Origin of the sequence: Pseudoduganella umbonata, from assembly GCF_014192225.1 — a bacterium.
Lineage (GTDB): Bacteria > Pseudomonadota > Gammaproteobacteria > Burkholderiales > Burkholderiaceae_D > Rugamonas > Rugamonas umbonata.
In genome coordinates this window covers 322,133-337,887 of the sequence record NZ_JACHXS010000005.1, presented here as the reverse complement: position 1 = coordinate 337,887, position 15,755 = coordinate 322,133, and the positions used below count along the sequence as shown (strand labels likewise).

The following is a 15,755-nucleotide window of genomic DNA, read 5'->3' as shown; positions in this document are numbered from 1 at the left end:
TCAGAATGACTGAAGCTACTACGGCAGCCATTGATGTAATCATCTGCACATATCGCAGGCCGGAACTGCTCATCAAGACCCTGGCCGGCATTGGGCGTTGCGCGGTGGGTTTGGGCAAAGTTCGTGTAATTGTGGTTGACAACGACGCTGCACAGAGCGCCCGCGAGGTAACGCTGCAATGGGCCGCCACTGCGCCAGTCGTGGTCACATACCTCGTACAACCGCAGCAGAACATTGCGCTGACACGCAATATGGGGCTGGACCATGCGAATGCGCCCTGGATCGCCCTCATCGATGACGATGAAGTACCGGAAGAGAACTGGCTGAAGTCGCTGATATCGACAGCACAGCAGTATGACGCGGACGCCGTCTTCGCGCCCGTCATTGCGGAGTTTGCCAGCAATGCTCCGGATTGGGCCACCAAGGGCACCATTTTCCAGCGTAAGCGATTCTCGACCGGCACCGTGGTGCCCTTGAAGGAAACGCGTACCGGCAATGTACTTCTACGTGGCGCCCGCCTGCAGCAAGATCAATTTCGCTTCGATCGGGAACTCGGACTTTCAGGCGGCGAGGACTCCGAATTCTTTGCCCGTCTGGGCAAAGCGGGATACCGCATGGTGTGGTGCGATGAGGCCTGCGTGCGCGAATGGACTCCGCCGGCGCGCACCACCATGAACTGGGTGTTGAAGCGGGCTTTCCGCGCCGGCTCCGTCGAGGCGTATAACAAGCGACGCTTCAGTCATTTCCGCCAGGCGACCTTGAAAGCGCTCGAATCCGCGATTTTCGTCATCCAAGGGACTGTGCTGTCGGTTTGCTGGGCGCCAGTATCGCTTACGCATTCTGCCCTGGCCCTGCGCCGTGCCGTCTATGGCGTTGGCTATTTCTACGGTCTGTGTGCCGGACCTTACCTTGAATATCGCGCCGCCAGCCCGCGAAAGGAAATTCAGCCGTGAAATCATATACGGTATTACCGAAACTGGATGTTTATAAGCCGGACGTTTCATTAGTCCTGATGGGCATGATGCTGCAAGTAGCAGTATTCATGGGACTGCTAGGCTTGGGTAACGGCTCCGGGGAGGACGGCAATCGTAGCCGTCAGCTGCTGTGGGGATTGCTGGGTACGACCGCGATCATCTACATGGTGATTTCAAAGCTGCTCGAGAATAAAAGGCGGTTTTCGTTCGGTGGCTGGCCATTGGTCCTGATCCTGGCATACGTCTGCGTATCGGCTGCCTGGTCGGTGGACCAGAGCGCAACCATCAAACGCTCCGTCCTGCTGCTGTTACTTGTTTCCGTATGCTGCGTCAGCGCTGGAGCATGGCGCGATGACTGGAACAAGGACACGTGGTCGAAACTGCTCGCCAGTCCTTTGCTATGCCTGGTCGGAATATCGTTACTGGTAACGATCATTACTCCAGGCAGGGCTTTTACCGAACTTGGATGGCGCGGAATAGCAAGCCACAAGAACGAGGCGGGCCAGATGATGGCTATCTCGACGATATTGTTCCTGTACGGGGTCTGTCATGAGAAGTTGACCGGGCGGATGCGGTTCGGTCTGGTGCTGGTCACGTTCACCTGCCTGATCATGGCAAAAAGTACCACCGCGTTACTGGGGCTGATGATTGGCGTTGGCCTGACAGAACTGATCACGATACGTTCGTCCTTTCGGCGTCTCGGGACCTGGCAATTGGCGATCATCGCGATCATTCTGATTTCCAGCTGCTTGCTCTTCTTTGGTTTCCAGTTGGACCTTTTGCCGTCTGTCCACTCGATCTATCTGAAATTCCTGGCCGCACTCGGAAAATCGGACACATTTACCGGCCGGACCGAAATCTGGGAGCTCGTTCTGGGCGAATCGCGTTTCCATAATCCATGGCTCGGTGGAGGCTATGGCGCCTTCTGGAGCGGCCGCGACGGGATATCGGGATACGTCATCCTTGGCAGTAATCTCTACCCGGGCCAGGCGCATAACGGCTATGTCGATATCTATAATGACCTCGGTATCCTGGGTCTGTCCCTGATGATCGTCGTTTTGCTCGCAGGTCTCTATCAAGCCAGGCGTTTGGCCGTTATCGGGCACCCCGAAGCGAAACTGCACCTCGCCATCCTGTTCATGTGCATCTTCCTGAACCTGGGAGAAAGCACATTCCTGCGTACGACGACGTTCACGAATGTCGTGTTTCTGGCCAGCTTCATTCGTACTGCGGCGATTGCTCGTCAATCCAGAGTGTATTCGAAGGGCAGTCCGCTGCTGCAGTGACAGCCATGGTGGAAGAATCAGCACTTGCTATGTTCTTCCGGTGAAGCCGACGCTGTCCGTGGCGGGTTAATTACATAACACGATGTTTGCTAGGTGTGAATAGGTTGGAAATGAAGAATTTGTCAGCGATAAAAGATGCAAGTGCCCGGCTACAAGAGCATCCAGGTACGGATGCCCTATCCGCGGATCACGGCGGATCAATCAACACATCGGGTGGCACAGCCGGCCCGAAGGTCGAGGCACAGCCTTCGCATATGCACTATCGGCCGGATATCGATGGCTTGCGTGCCGTTGCCGTCTTGTCGGTCATTATTTTCCATGCTTTCCCGCGCTGGCTTGGCGGCGGGTTTGCCGGTGTCGATATCTTCTTTGTGATATCCGGATTCCTGATCTCGTCGATCCTGTTTGCAAGCTTTCAAAAAGGCACGTTCAGCTTCCTGGATTTCTATTCCAGACGCGCCCGGCGGATATTTCCCGCTCTGATCGTGGTATTTTTGCCGGTCGCCTTCTTGGGGTGGTATGTGCTCACGCCAGATGAGTTTTCGGCTCTTGGCAAGCAGATCGCAGCCGGCGCAGGATTTGTTGCTAACATTTCTTTATGGATGGAAGCGGGATATTTTGATACTTCCGCCGAAGTAAAGCCGCTCTTGCATCTGTGGTCGCTGGGTGTCGAAGAGCAGTTCTACATTATCTGGCCGCTGCTGCTGTGGGCTGCGAGCAAGAAAAAATGGAACTTCTTCATCGTCGGCAGTGTACTGGCGGCTGCATCGTTTGCGGCCAATATTTTTGCCATTGAAAGCCATGCCAGTGCGGTCTTCTATTTGCCTGTCACACGCTTTTGGGAGCTTCTTGCCGGCGCAGGCGTGGCTTATGCGGTGGTGGTCCTGAAATACAAGGATGTCGGCAGCCTTTTCCCCGCAAAGCTCGGTGCTGCGGTCGCTGCAAATCTCGTCTCCTTGCTTGGCTTCTTGCTTCTGATTGTCTCTATTCTCGTCCTGGATAAGTCGCGCGCCTTTCCTGGATGGTGGGCCGTCATCCCGGTGCTTGGCGCAGTCCTCGTCATCGCAGCAGGGCCAGCCGCCTTTATTAACAGGTTCATTCTCGGCAATCGATTGATGGTGGGACTGGGGCTCATCAGCTACCCGCTCTACCTTTGGCACTGGCCGCTGCTCGTGTTTGGCCGCATCCTGAACGGGAATATGTCGAAGGAGATGCGATTTGGCTTGATCGTTGCTGCTGTCATGCTCGCATGGGCGACTTATCACATCGTCGAGAAGAAACTGCGCCGTCCCGATCCCGATCTGACTACTGTCCAGAACAATACGCGCCTGACACTGCTGTATGTATTCATGGGGATCTTCTGTGCAGCTGGCCTCGCCGCATATGCCGGTTCGATCACGGCGCGCAGTAATACGACCGACGTCGATGAACTCTTGAAAGCGCAGTACGACTGGGAATTCCCGTCGCGCGAGTTCGCGAAGCTGTCTACTACCGGCCCCAACTTCTACACGCGTGCCGGTACTGAACCCGGATATGTGCTCTTCATCGGCGACTCGATTGTGGAACAGTATGCGCCACGCGTAAATCACGTCCTGTCGAACGATGAGCGGCCGCGGTATTCCGTCATTTTCGCTACCGGACCCGGTTGTCCTCCGATGCTGAACGTGGTTCACGTCGCCATGCACAAGAATCCCGCATGTCCGGGGACGGCATCCGCAGCCTACGAGCTGGCGCACAGGAAAGATGTCAAGAGGGTTGTTATCGGTGGTAACTGGAACAACTACCTCAATGAAAAAAACAGCTCTTTCATGTACAAGAGCCAAACCCAGTCGCTGGTCTATGGCCAGCCTGGCGCTATCGATGCAGCTTTCGCTGCGCTGGAAGAGCAGATCAAAGTGCTTTCCCGCGAGAAGCAGGTCTACATTATTTTGAATGCGCCGAAAAGTTTCAAGTTCTCGCCGAAGAGCATGCTCGATGGCTCGCGCTGGACAGTTCTGCATCGGCGTCAACAGACGCCGGACATCGACATCAGTGATTACGTGGGGCGCCAGGCAGTGATTCAGGAGCGGCTGATGGCGATCAGCCAGCGTCATGGTGTGAAAGTGATCGATCCGATCAAGGCGTTATGCAACGGAAACGTCTGTCCTGCCGTGTCGCAGACCGGCGAACCCTACTACATGGATAACGAGCACATGCGGCCGTTTTATGTTCGCGACAAAGCGACGTTTATCGATGAAACAATTATTTCGCAGCCAGGGCAGTAATCCCTGGTACAAAGCGATCGCATAAATGATTCCCGCTGCCGCCCGTTGTCCACGGGCGGCAATACACGTATGTTGAAAGTATGCGCAATTGATTGCGGAGACTTGCCAACTGCCGTGCAAGTCAACGGCTGATTTTGAATTTACTGGATAAAGATGTCCCAAACGAGCCCTATCCCCACTGCTGGCCGCAGCCTCAATGAAAAGAAGTTTTGGGCGCTTAATTGGTTACGCTTCCTTCTCGCTCTCTATCTGGTATTTTTTCATACGTTCCGCAACAACTATTCCGAGATTACAGGCAGCTGGATCGAAGCGTTCCTGGGGTTGGGGAACATGGCGACAAGCGTGTTTTTCGTGCTGTCAGGATTTTTGCTGACCCATGCCTATGTAACCCGAAAGAATGGTGCGCCCGTCGACAAGCGAAATTTCTTTATCTCCCGGTTTGCGACGCTTTACCCGCTGCATCTCGTCGGCTTGCTGGTTGCGGCGATTCCAGTGTGCGCTGCGGTCTATAGCAACGGTGGAGTCAAGGTGCCGATCGACGCATTCGGCACTGCGGAAAGAATGCTGGGAAAGCTTGAGCTTCTGGTTGCGCTGGGCACGAACCTGTTCCTGATGAACGCCTGGAATCCCTACTATTTATCGTTCAACTTCGCCTCCTGGTCCCTCTCGGCACTGGCGTTCTATTACCTGCTGTTCCCTGCTGCGGCCCGTCACATATATAAGCTTAAGTCGCCGATCGTCGCGCTGCTGGTACTGGGACTTCTGTTCACCATCCCTGGAATCATTGCGGATCTGATGGAGCGGAAAGACCTGCTCACCGAAGGTCTTTTGCACAGGAATCCGATCATACGATTGCCGCTCTTCCTGGCCGGCATGGTGCTTTGTGTGATGCTGGCGCGAGAAAGCCTCGACTCCGCGAAACTTCGGGCTGCTCTGATGGCAGTCTTCCTGATAACGTTCGTGATTGGTGTGTCAGCTCAGTTTGCCGAGCGGAAGTTCCATGTGGTGCAAAATGGCTTGTACTTGCCGGCGAGTATTGCGATCGTGTGGTGGTGTGTGTATGCCAAGCAAGCCGGGCCTGTTGTTCAACACTGGGGCGATCGCCTGGGTGCCGCCTCCCTGCCCCTGTTCTTGCTGCATGCACCGCTGCATGCCATCTTTGTAAAAGTCGAGAAATTCGTCGTTGGCCTCGGGTCCGTATCGAGCTGGAACCTGCACGCTATTATCGAAGCCGGACGGAACGTGGAACCGACGATGGCGTTTTACCCGGTTTATCTTGCGATACTCCTGGTAATTTGTGTCGTACTACAAGAGCGTTTCGTCGTACCGCTGCAAAAGATCATTCGGAAATCATTCGGCACCAGCTCAGCGCAACGTGACTTTGCCGAGAAGAATGCTGCCGTAAAAAAGTCGGCATAATTTCCAAGCCAAGCGTGCTTCCTTGAGCGTGGTCCTGGCAAGCCACGTCATGTTTCCGGGAACTGGCGGCAAGTGATGAAGAATCGACGTGCCTGCCAGCGAGGTCGCATTTCACCTCATACACGAAGCACGTGTTGATGGCCGGTAGAGTTTGCAGTATTGGCCAGCAGGGTTTGCCTCATGACAATCGGCGACGAAGCGTTCCGGGAAGCGTAGCAGCCGTAGAGTAACAGCGAACGATTCAGCTCTGCCTTCGAAGGCACCCGTCATGTCGATCGCGAGCGCTTTCGACCTGCCACGGCCGCGCAGCCGGGAATGACGGGTGTTAGACCAAGGTGGGCGGCTATCGCCCATCCTTCTTTCACGCCATCGGCGTATCTTGCGGCAGCAAACCGGTCGAATCCTTGGTCGAGATGACTTTGGCAGGAATTCCGCCAATCGTTACCCCGCCTTCGAAACTCTTGTTGACGACGGCATTTGCGCCGATGACGGTGCGATCGCCAATGTGGATAAGGCCGAACAGCTTGGCCCCAGGGCCGATGTAGACGTTATCGCCGAGAGTCGGAGCATCGAAGCTTTTGCCAGCCGCGGTGCCGATGTTAACGCAAACGTGAATCCGGCAATTCGCGCCAATCCGTGCGCCTTTATTGACAACGATGGTTCCCGTGTGGGCGATCGCCAGCCCGGGACCAAAGGCATTCATCGGAATGGAAAATCCCAGCTTCGTGCCCAGCGATCGAAGCCGGTATTGAGAAACCAGCCGGCGGATCACGTTCTTGCGGCAGTTGTTCAAGTATTCGGCTTTTCGGAGCCGGCGCTGGAACCGCCAGACGTCATCGAACAGCCACTCTTTCAATGAGCCGCGCTTATGCAGTGCACGCCTGTCGGCATCGAGATAGTCGAGGTAATCCTGGTAGCTTTGAATCATATCGGTGACTGCTGTGGGTTTAGCGAAAGTAGTGCTTGTTTAAAATTATTCTGAATGATGCCAGGGCCGGGAATTCGCCCTGAACATGCAGGCAGTCGTACCGTCGGGTCAATGCCGGGTTTTGTCCGCAACCACATTGCTGGAAGCTCGGTATTCTTTCGAGCTGAAGGCCGGCTTGAACAGGTCACGGATGTACAGGGCGCCCGTACTGCTCAGATGATTGTCATCGCTATAAAGCATCGTACCGTTTGCAACCATTGCACATTCCTTGTCCGTGCAAAGCTTCGAACCGACATCGATCACCCGCGCATTTTTTTCCAGGGTAATGCGGTTGATCGTTTCGCGAATGAATGCGTGACGTTGTTCAAACTCGGCGAACGATACTCCTGTCGGGCAGTCACGCGACAGATACGCGCACAGCGCCAGCGTACGTGGCGGATCGATACGCTGTTCCGGCACATACGACACGATATGCACGCGTTTACCGTCGAGCATCGTTACCGTCCGCGTCAGCGCCCTGTCGAACACGCGCTTGTTTTCCGCGTAGCTGCTTTCGACGGACTGTGTATCGTTGATGTACCAGCCAGTCTTGGCTGAAACGCCGAACCGGACTCCGAGCGCGGCGGTTGTCCAGCGGCCCACCAGGATCACATCCGTGATGGACGGTGTTTTCTGGATCAGTGCGAGACTGGCCGACACAAACTCGCGGCAGCTGACATCGCCATGCTTGTTCAGGTCGACGACACCTTCCAGCGGATAACAGCCCGAGCTCGTCAGGACCATGCCCTGCCGGCCCGCGGACGATGCCGCCGCCGCGATGCCAGGCATCATTGCATCGCCGAAGCTGTCACCGAGCACCGCGAATGTCGGCTTGTCGCCGGGGGCGCCGACGAGACATACATTGCCAGCAGCAATGTCTTCGACATCCCGGCCATCACAGTCACGCCGTTGCGGATTCGTGTCGCGCGCACCCATGGCCATTGCCTGGACAGGATCGGCAAAACGCTCCGGGAAACCATTGGCAAAATAGGTACCCAACCCGGCCATGAAAAAGCAGACCATCGGCACAGCCGCCATCTTGAACAGCGAACGTGTATCGGCAGCGAATTTCCGGTCGCGGAATGGAATTTCAACGAAGCGCATCGACAGGTACGCTGCCGCCAGCGACAAGGCAACCACAAAATACTGCTCGCTGATTTCCAGTTCGCGCATCAGGTAGTACTTGGCAAAAACGATAATCGGCCAATGCCACAGATAAAGCGAATAGGAGAGCTTGCCGATCCATACCAGCGGCTTCGATCCCAGTACTGTTGCGACAACGGTTTGCTGCGAGTAAGCGATAATCAGGGCCGCGCCGATACATGGGAATAGCGCGTTCACGCCAGGGAATGAGGTGCTTGCGTCGAAAGTGAAGGTTGCCCACAGCACCAGGGCAACGCCCAGCATCGCCGCGGCGGAGCGCAGCGCGTCATTCCGGATCTTGAAGAAGCCGATCGACAACGCAACAAAAGAGCCGGCCAGCAATTCCCACACCCTGAACATCGGCAGATAGAAAGCAGTGTCCGGATCCGTTGGCGTGTAGTACACGCAAGCGGCGAAGGAAGCCAGCAACAGCACAGTCAGTACGGCTTTCCATTGCCGTACTTTCGTCAGCAAGACCAGCAGCAACGCCGGGAACACGATATAGAACTGTTCTTCGACAGAAAGCGACCACGTATGCAGCAATGGCTTCAGTTCGGCACTGGTGTCGAAATAACCGCCCTCCGCCCAGAACAGGATATTCGAAGAGAACAATCCACTTGCCACCATGCTGCGCCCGAATGAGCGGAAGTCTTGCGGCATCAGCAGGAACATCGCCACCGCCCAGCAAACCGCAAACATGACAATCAGCGCCGGGAACAGCCGGCGTATGCGGCGCTCGTAAAAGCGTAATGTCGAAAATTGGCCGGCGGCGATTTCCTTGGCCAGGATCGCCGTGATCAGATACCCGGAAATCACGAAGAAAACATCGACTCCGACGAACCCTCCGGCAAATCCCGCGATACCTGCATGGAACAGCACCACTGGAACAACGGCCAGGGCTCTTAACCCGTCAACTTCGGCGCGGTATGCGAGCGAGTGATTATGGGAACTGGAGCTCAAGGTCTATCCGATCAGAGAAAATTGTTGTTGACTGCGTCAAGTCCCATGCGTGTACTGCCATCGCAACCGTTGGAGGAACGGTTCGCGTGAGCAATCCATATGGCATAGGGGCTTAGTTACCGCAGCAACAATGGGAACCAAAACTGTGGCAGGCAAACTCGCCAGAACGTCGATTCCAGGATTCGTTCAGGTCAGAAATGCAGCTGAAGAAAGATTGTGATGATGCTATTAATTGTTGCTACTTACGGTGGCTCAACGATAGCAAATTACTACAGAAACGTCTAGCTATCTGAGCATTTTTTGATGAATTCCAGCATGTATTTTGTTGCATCGCAACGTGCATAACATATTGACGTGCTTGGGAAATTTGGCAGCGACCGGGCACGAGGTGCTGCGCCGCAGCCAGGTGTCAGGCTTGCTTCGAGATATCCGCCACGGACGCCCTGACCGTCACCGTCACGGGAAATTCCCGCTCGACCGGCCGCTTCAGGTCGTAGCACAGGTTGAGCAGCGCATTGATCCCGTTCAGCGTCATCTGCTGCCACGGCATGCGCACCGACGTCAGGCGCGGTGCGGCGTATTCGGCGCTCGGCGTATCGTCATAAGCAAGCACTGACAGGTCCTGCGGCACGCGGATGCCGGCTTCCTGGAAGTACGACAGCGCGCCCACCGCCATTTCGTCGTTGGCACAAAACAACGCGGTGGGCTTGCGGCCGGAGGCCACCAGTTCGCGCGCGGCGGTCCAGCCGCCGGCCGGCGAAAAGTCGCCTTCGCGGCGCCACATCGCGGCCGTGTCGATACCGGCGGCGGCAAGCTCCGCGATGAAGCCGTCGATACGGGCAATACTGTCCTCCAGTACCATCGGGCCGGTCAGCAGCGCGATGTCGCGGTGGCCGTTCTCCAGCAGCGTGCGCGCGGCCAGGCGGCCGCCCAGCATGTGGTCGACGGTGAAGCACTGGTCGGGGATCGTTGCGAAGCCATGGTTCAGTGCCACCAGCCGCGACAGCCGGCTGCCGGCCACGGCGAGATCGTCTTCGTTCAGCGCGCTGGTCATCACGATCAGGCCGTCGCAGCCGCGTTCGACGAGGAATTCGATGCCTTCGATCGCCTGGCGCCGCGCGTCGCCGAGGCCCACGCCGAATGCGACCACCATGTGCAGGCCGGCGGCACGCAGCTCGGTATCGATGATCTGCAGGATCGGCGTGAAGAAGGTGCCGGACAGCGCCGGGATGTACACGCCGATCATCTTCGATGAACCGGACAGCAGCGCCCGCGCCGCGTGCGATGGCCGGAAGCCCAGTTCCTCGATCGCCTTCTGCACTCGCTCCAGCGTGGCAGGTGATACCGGCCCGCTGCCGTTGATCGCACGCGACGCGGTACCCAGGCCCACGCCCGCCAGGCGGGCGACATCTTTGATGGTTGCCACTGAAATTCCTGTTCCGCTGAAAAAACACGACGAGCATACTGGAACTGACTATCGCGCGCCAACCGCCGCGAAAGCCGCGCAGGTCCCGTCGGGCTCATGTCCTCGTGCCTGAGCCCGTGTCACCGTGCCTGGCACCGGGACACGTATCCTTGTGCCTGAGCCCGTGTCACCGTGCCTGGCACCGGGACACGTATCCTCGTGCTTGAGGCCGTGTTGTGCGAGCAGTGCTCACACTGCCTGGCACCGGGACACGGACTCAGCGCGACTTCACGTACTTCATGATCTCGAGGAACGTGCCGGTCCAGTACACCTTGCGGTTGTCGGCCAGGTACTTCACCAGTTCCTCGTGCGCGGCGCTGGAGTTGGCGAGGTGGTCGCCGCCGATGCCGTGGAACGTGAACGCGACCATCGTGCCCTTGTCGGCTGCCTCCTTCACCATGGCGATCAGCTGCTGGCCGGTGAGGCCGACGGGGGCCACGACGGGTACCCGGTAAGGATCGAGCGCGGCCATCGACGGCACCGCGCCCTGGCCGATGCTGGCCTTGATGGCGACGAATCCGGACTGCACCGCCGGCAGGTAATCCTGCCCGCCGGCCTGCAGGTCGCCGCACGGTGCGGTGAAGGTGCGCTCGCGGCGGCCGTCGATCGCGTACAGCATCGTGTTGGCAAGCGCCACCTGGTCCTTCATCTGCGCCACGCTCGTCGTATCCAGGTCGCGGTGCGGTTCGACCCAGCCGCGGTCCGGCAGCGAGCGGCGGCATTGGTGGAACAGCGAGTGGTTGGCCAGCTCGTGGCCCTGTTGCGCGGCGGCGCGCCATTCGGGCAGGCGCTTGTCGATCGCCGGGCTGGAAAGCGTCAGGTAGAACGTGCCCTTCACACCGTACTTGTTCAGCGTGGGGATCGCATGATCGAGCTGCGAATCGGCGGCATCGTCGTAGGCGAGGCTGACGGCGGCCCTGGCGCCGTTCGGCCATTGGAACGTTTCGGCGGCACCGGCGCCAGTCGTCATGCCGGCCAGCGCCAGCAGGGTCCAGAAGGTTTTCGTCATCGTGTATCCAGGTATGTGACAGGAAAGCAACGCATACGGCCATGCCGATTGCGGCGCGGATTGCACTGATAAAATGGAAACGTTACCATTGCTGTGACATTCATCTTTGCATGCGCCTGCCGCGCCGTCAATCAGGGGAACCATGGCTGTCTTCCATCGACGTTCGACCATCGCTGCCGCCCTGCTCCCGGTGCTGCTGGCCATCCCCGGTCCTGCACCGGCGATGGGAGCGCCGGCCGGCTGGCAGCTCGCCTGGGCCGATGAATTCGACGTGGACGGCCTGCCCGATCCGGCGAAGTGGGCCTACGACACGGCGGCCAACCGCACCGGCTGGTACAACCGGGAACTGCAGTACTACACGAGCGCGCGCCGCGAAAACGCCGAAGTGAAGAACGGCCGCCTGGTCATCACCGCACGCAAGGAAGCGCTGGCGTCGATGCCGGACTACGGCGGCCAGGCCTACACGTCGGCACGGCTGGTCACCCGGGGCAAGGCCAGCTGGACGCAGGGCTTCGTCGAAGTGCGCGCGAAGCTGCCGTGCGGCCCTGGCAGCTGGCCGGCGATCTGGATGCTGGGCACGGGCGGCAAGTGGCCGGCCGACGGCGAGATCGACATCATGGAGCACGTGGGCCACAAGCCCGGCGAGATCCTCGGCAGCATCTACACGAATGCGCAGAACTGGCCGCGCGGCACCGGCAAGACCAGCAGGACGATGGTGCCCGACGCATGCGAAGCCTTCCACGATTACCAGCTCACGTGGACGCGCGACCGCATTCTCGTGGGCGTCGATGGCCGCGACTACGCCGAACTCGTGAACCCGAAGGACGGCGACTACGACAAATGGCCGTTCGACCGGCCGCAGTACCTGCTGCTGAACCTCGCAGTGGGTGGCGACCTGGGTGGCGCCGTACGCGACGACAGCCTGCCATGGCGCATGGAAGTCGAGTACGTGCGCGTCTTCCAGCCTGCCAGATGAGTTTTTACAACAGTAGCGGTCAACAACAAATCTGTTCCGATTGACAACGAAGAATCGCCAACCTACCATTGACCAACCTGATATGGAAACGTTTCCATTACGGCGCGAGGGTAGAACACGTGAAGCCGAACGCGTGTCCGAAGGCCAGGCAGTACACATCGGTAGAGAACCATAAGAACACAGGAGACCATATGCAATATCCAAGGAGCAAACAGAAACTGATCGCGCTCGCCGTGGCCAGCACCTGCGCCGCCACCGCCCTGCCTGCATGGGCACAGGACGTGGCACAGGCACAGGGCGCCGACCTGTCGTCGTCGCAGCCGGTGCAGTCGGTGGTGGTGACCGGCATCCGCGCCTCGATGCAGTCGTCGCTGAACCTGAAGCGCAATTCCGACGGCATCGTCGACGGCATCGTTGCCGAGGACATCGGCAAGTTCCCCGATACGAACCTGGCCGAATCGCTGCAGCGCATCTCCGGCGTGTCGATCGACCGCTCGATCGGCGAAGGCTCGAAGGTCACCGTGCGCGGCGTCGGCCCCGACTTCAACATGGTGCTGCTGAACGGCCGCCAGATGCCGACCTCGAACCTGGGCGACCTGAATGGCCGCGCGTTCGACTTCGCCAACCTCGCCTCGGAAGCCGTGTCGCAGATCCAGGTGTATAAAACCAGCCGTGCCGAAACGCCGGCCGGGGGCATCGGCGCCACGCTGAACGTGATGACGGCGCGCCCGCTCGACCGCCCAGGCACGCTGGCCTCGATCGGTGTGAAAGGCGTCTACGACAAGTCGGCATCGAACCTGCCGGGCGACGTCAAGGACGGCAAGCGGGTGACGCCGGAAATCTCCGGCATCTACAGCACCACCTGGAACGACAACATGTTCGGCGTGTCCGTCAGCGCCAGCTACCAGGAACGCAACCTGGGCTACAGCACGGCATCCGTGGGCAATGGCTGGAAAGGTCCGTACCTGGGCAGCGCCACCGGGGGCGGCACGATTCCCCAGCCCGGCGCGCCCGGCTCGGAAAACATTACCAACCGGCCCGGCGCCAGCGACGTGTATTCGCTGCCGCAAAACCTGAACTATGCGTTCAACGGCGTGCAGCGCGAGCGCACCAATGGCCAGCTGACGTTCCAGTTCGCGCCGCGCAAGGACCTGACCACCACACTCGACTACACCTACTCGCAAAACAAGATCCATACGCGCCGCCAGGACCTGTCGGCATGGTTCAACTTCGGCCCTTCCGCGTCCAGCTGGACCGATGGCCCGGCCGCCGGCCCGCTGGTGTACACCGAGTTTCTCCCTGCCGGAACCGGCGACATCGCGATGGGCGGCGCCGACTTTGCCACCGTCAGCGAAAACAAGTCGGTCGGCTTCAATACGCTGTGGAAGGTCAATTCCGCATTGCGCCTGGAACTGGACGTCCACCGCTCCACCGCCGAATCGCAGGCCGACAGCCCGTGGGGTTCGGACAACGTGATCGGCACCGCGTCGTTCAGCCGCGGCGACACCACGGCCGACTTCAGCCAGGATTTCCCCGTGCTGTCGATCGCCGGTGCCGATTTCGGCCGCGCACCGCAGCAGGTCACCGGGTCGGCGTTCCGCAACGGCTACATGAAAGGCGAGATCAGCCAGGCCCAGTTCAAGGGCCGCCTGAAGGTGATGGAATCGTCGCAGCTGAACTTCGGCCTGTCCGCCACCAAGGTCGACAACCGTTCCGCGTTCTCGACGATGCAGCGCGACACCTGGGGCGGCGCCAGCAGCCCGGCCGACTACCCGAGCAGCGTGTGGCACCCTGCGACCGTGCGCGGTTATTTCGACAAGATCGACGGCTCCGGCAACCCGAACCTGTTCAACAACTTCTACACGTTCGATTTCGGCCAGGTGCGCGACCTGGCGATCAAGGCGTCCGGCCGGCCCGACCTGTATTCGATCAAGGACCGCTGGGACACCGACCAGCGGACCGAGGAAAAATCCAAGGCGCTGTACCTCCAGTTCAATACCGACTGGGATACGGCGCTGCCGATCCACACGGCCATCGGCCTGCGCTACGAGAAGACGGAGGTAGTCTCCTCGGCGCTGGTGCAGACCGCCACCGGCATCTCATGGGTATCGCAGAACGAATTCCCGGTGCAGTTCGGCGCTCCGGATTTCACCACGCTGACCGGCAAGTACAACAACCTGCTGCCCAGCATCGATACCGATATCGAACTGCGCGAGGACATGAAACTGCGCCTGTCGTATGGCGAAACCATCGGCCGCCCGCGCTATGACCAGATCCAGGGCGGCACGGTGCTGACGGCCCTGGCGCGCGTGGATGGCGGTACCGGCACGTCGGGCAACCCGGGCCTGAAGCCGGTCGAGTCGAAAAACCTGGACCTGTCCTACGAGTGGTATTACGGCAGGCAGAACTTCTTCGCGCTCGGCTTCTTCAAGAAGAACCTGGACAACTACGCCGGCGTATCGCAGGTCAATGCCACGCCGTTCAACCTGCACACCCCGGTGGGCGGGGCATTGTGGAACCTGGCGCTGGCCAATGGCTGCGCCACCGCCGATACCACGTGCATCCGCAACTACATCTTCCGCAACCATCCGACGGCGCCGGGCGTCACGCGCGGCAATGACGATGCCTCGGGCAACGCCACCGGCACCATCGTCGGCCAGCCGGGCGACCCGGTCGCGAACTTCCGCATCACGTCGTTCTCGAACCAGAAGAAGGCCAGCCTGAAAGGTTTCGAGGTCAACGTGCAGCACATGTTCGGCGACAGCGGCTTCGGTGTGTCGGCCAACTACACCTATGTCGATTCCGGCCTGGGCTTCGACAACGCCAGCGCCGGCGAGCAGTTCGCGCTGGTCGGCCTGTCCGATTCGGCCAACCTGGTCGGTATCTACGAAAACGACAAGTGGAACGTGCGCGCCGCCTTCAACTGGCGCGACAAGTTCCTGGCCTCGACGTTCGATGGCGCCGGACCGAACCCGGTCTACACGGAAGCCTATGGCCAGTTCGACCTGTCGGTGGGCTATGCGATCACGCCGCAGCTGTCGATGCAGTTCGAGGGCATCAACCTGACGAACGAGACGACGCGCCAGCACGGCCGTAACGAGCGGATGCTGGTCAATGCCACGCAAGCCGGCGCGCGCTATATGTTGGGTCTGCGCTACAAGTTCTGACCATCGTTTTCATACTATGGGAGAGGAGCGGCGCCGCAGGTGGCGGAGCCGCTCCGATTTTTATTTTCACGGTTAGTTTTTCGGTTAGACTAATTGCCACCTTTGTTGTTTCCCTGGCTGTTACG

10 protein-coding genes are annotated in these 15,755 nt (G+C 59.1%); 6 read left to right on the top strand and 4 right to left on the bottom strand.

Features of this window, described 5'->3' with window-relative positions; all coding sequences use genetic code 11:
• Window positions 1–5: 5 nt before the first annotated feature.
• The 4 genes from FHS02_RS15635 (at window position 6) to FHS02_RS15620 (ending at window position 5,943) form a co-directional block, all read left to right on the top strand.
• Window positions 6–953 (top strand): glycosyltransferase family 2 protein, encoded by a 948-nt coding sequence (locus FHS02_RS15635; RefSeq protein WP_137315390.1) that lies wholly within the window; start codon window positions 6–8, stop codon window positions 951–953.
• Window positions 950–2,260 carry an O-antigen ligase family protein gene (locus FHS02_RS31960; protein ID WP_137315389.1) on the top strand — a complete coding sequence of 437 codons (1,311 nt, stop codon included), beginning with the start codon at window positions 950–952 and terminating at the stop codon, window positions 2,258–2,260. Before FHS02_RS15635 ends, FHS02_RS31960 begins: the two co-directional genes overlap by 4 nt.
• 110 nt (window positions 2,261–2,370) lie before the next feature.
• Window positions 2,371–4,524 carry an acyltransferase family protein gene (locus FHS02_RS15625; protein WP_137315388.1) on the top strand — a complete coding sequence of 718 codons (2,154 nt, stop codon included), beginning with the start codon at window positions 2,371–2,373 and terminating at the stop codon, window positions 4,522–4,524.
• A gap of 153 nt (window positions 4,525–4,677) precedes the next feature.
• On the top strand, window positions 4,678–5,943 hold the full coding sequence (locus FHS02_RS15620) for an acyltransferase family protein (RefSeq protein ID WP_137315387.1): 1,266 nt from the start codon (window positions 4,678–4,680) through the stop codon (window positions 5,941–5,943).
• Window positions 5,944–6,304: 361 nt separating this feature from the next.
• On the opposite strand, the gene FHS02_RS15615 is transcribed toward FHS02_RS15620, so the two are convergent.
• The 4 genes from FHS02_RS15615 to FHS02_RS15600 all read right to left on the bottom strand — a co-directional run bounded on the left by FHS02_RS15615 (window position 6,305) and on the right by FHS02_RS15600 (window position 11,487).
• Window positions 6,305–6,871, bottom strand: a complete 567-nt coding sequence (locus tag FHS02_RS15615) for a serine O-acetyltransferase (RefSeq protein WP_137315386.1) — start codon at window positions 6,869–6,871, stop codon at window positions 6,305–6,307.
• Window positions 6,872–6,979: 108 nt separating this feature from the next.
• Window positions 6,980–9,013, bottom strand: a complete 2,034-nt coding sequence (locus FHS02_RS15610) for an acyltransferase family protein (protein WP_137315385.1) — start codon at window positions 9,011–9,013, stop codon at window positions 6,980–6,982.
• Window positions 9,014–9,422: 409 nt separating this feature from the next.
• Window positions 9,423–10,439, bottom strand: a complete 1,017-nt coding sequence (locus FHS02_RS15605; RefSeq protein ID WP_137315384.1) for a LacI family DNA-binding transcriptional regulator — start codon at window positions 10,437–10,439, stop codon at window positions 9,423–9,425.
• 256 nt (window positions 10,440–10,695) lie between these two features.
• On the bottom strand, window positions 10,696–11,487 hold the full coding sequence (locus FHS02_RS15600; protein WP_137315383.1) for a polysaccharide deacetylase family protein: 792 nt from the start codon (window positions 11,485–11,487) through the stop codon (window positions 10,696–10,698).
• 142 nt (window positions 11,488–11,629) lie between these two features.
• Here FHS02_RS15600 and FHS02_RS15595 point away from each other — a divergent pair, with 142 nt between their 5' ends.
• The gene (locus FHS02_RS15595; protein ID WP_137315382.1) at window positions 11,630–12,463 is read left to right on the top strand and encodes a glycoside hydrolase family 16 protein; all 834 of its coding nucleotides are present in this window, start codon (window positions 11,630–11,632) and stop codon (window positions 12,461–12,463) included.
• Between the two features lie 191 nt (window positions 12,464–12,654).
• Entirely contained in the window at window positions 12,655–15,630 is a 2,976-nt protein-coding gene (locus FHS02_RS15590) for a TonB-dependent receptor (protein WP_137315381.1), read from the top strand.
• Window positions 15,631–15,755 lie beyond the last annotated feature (125 nt).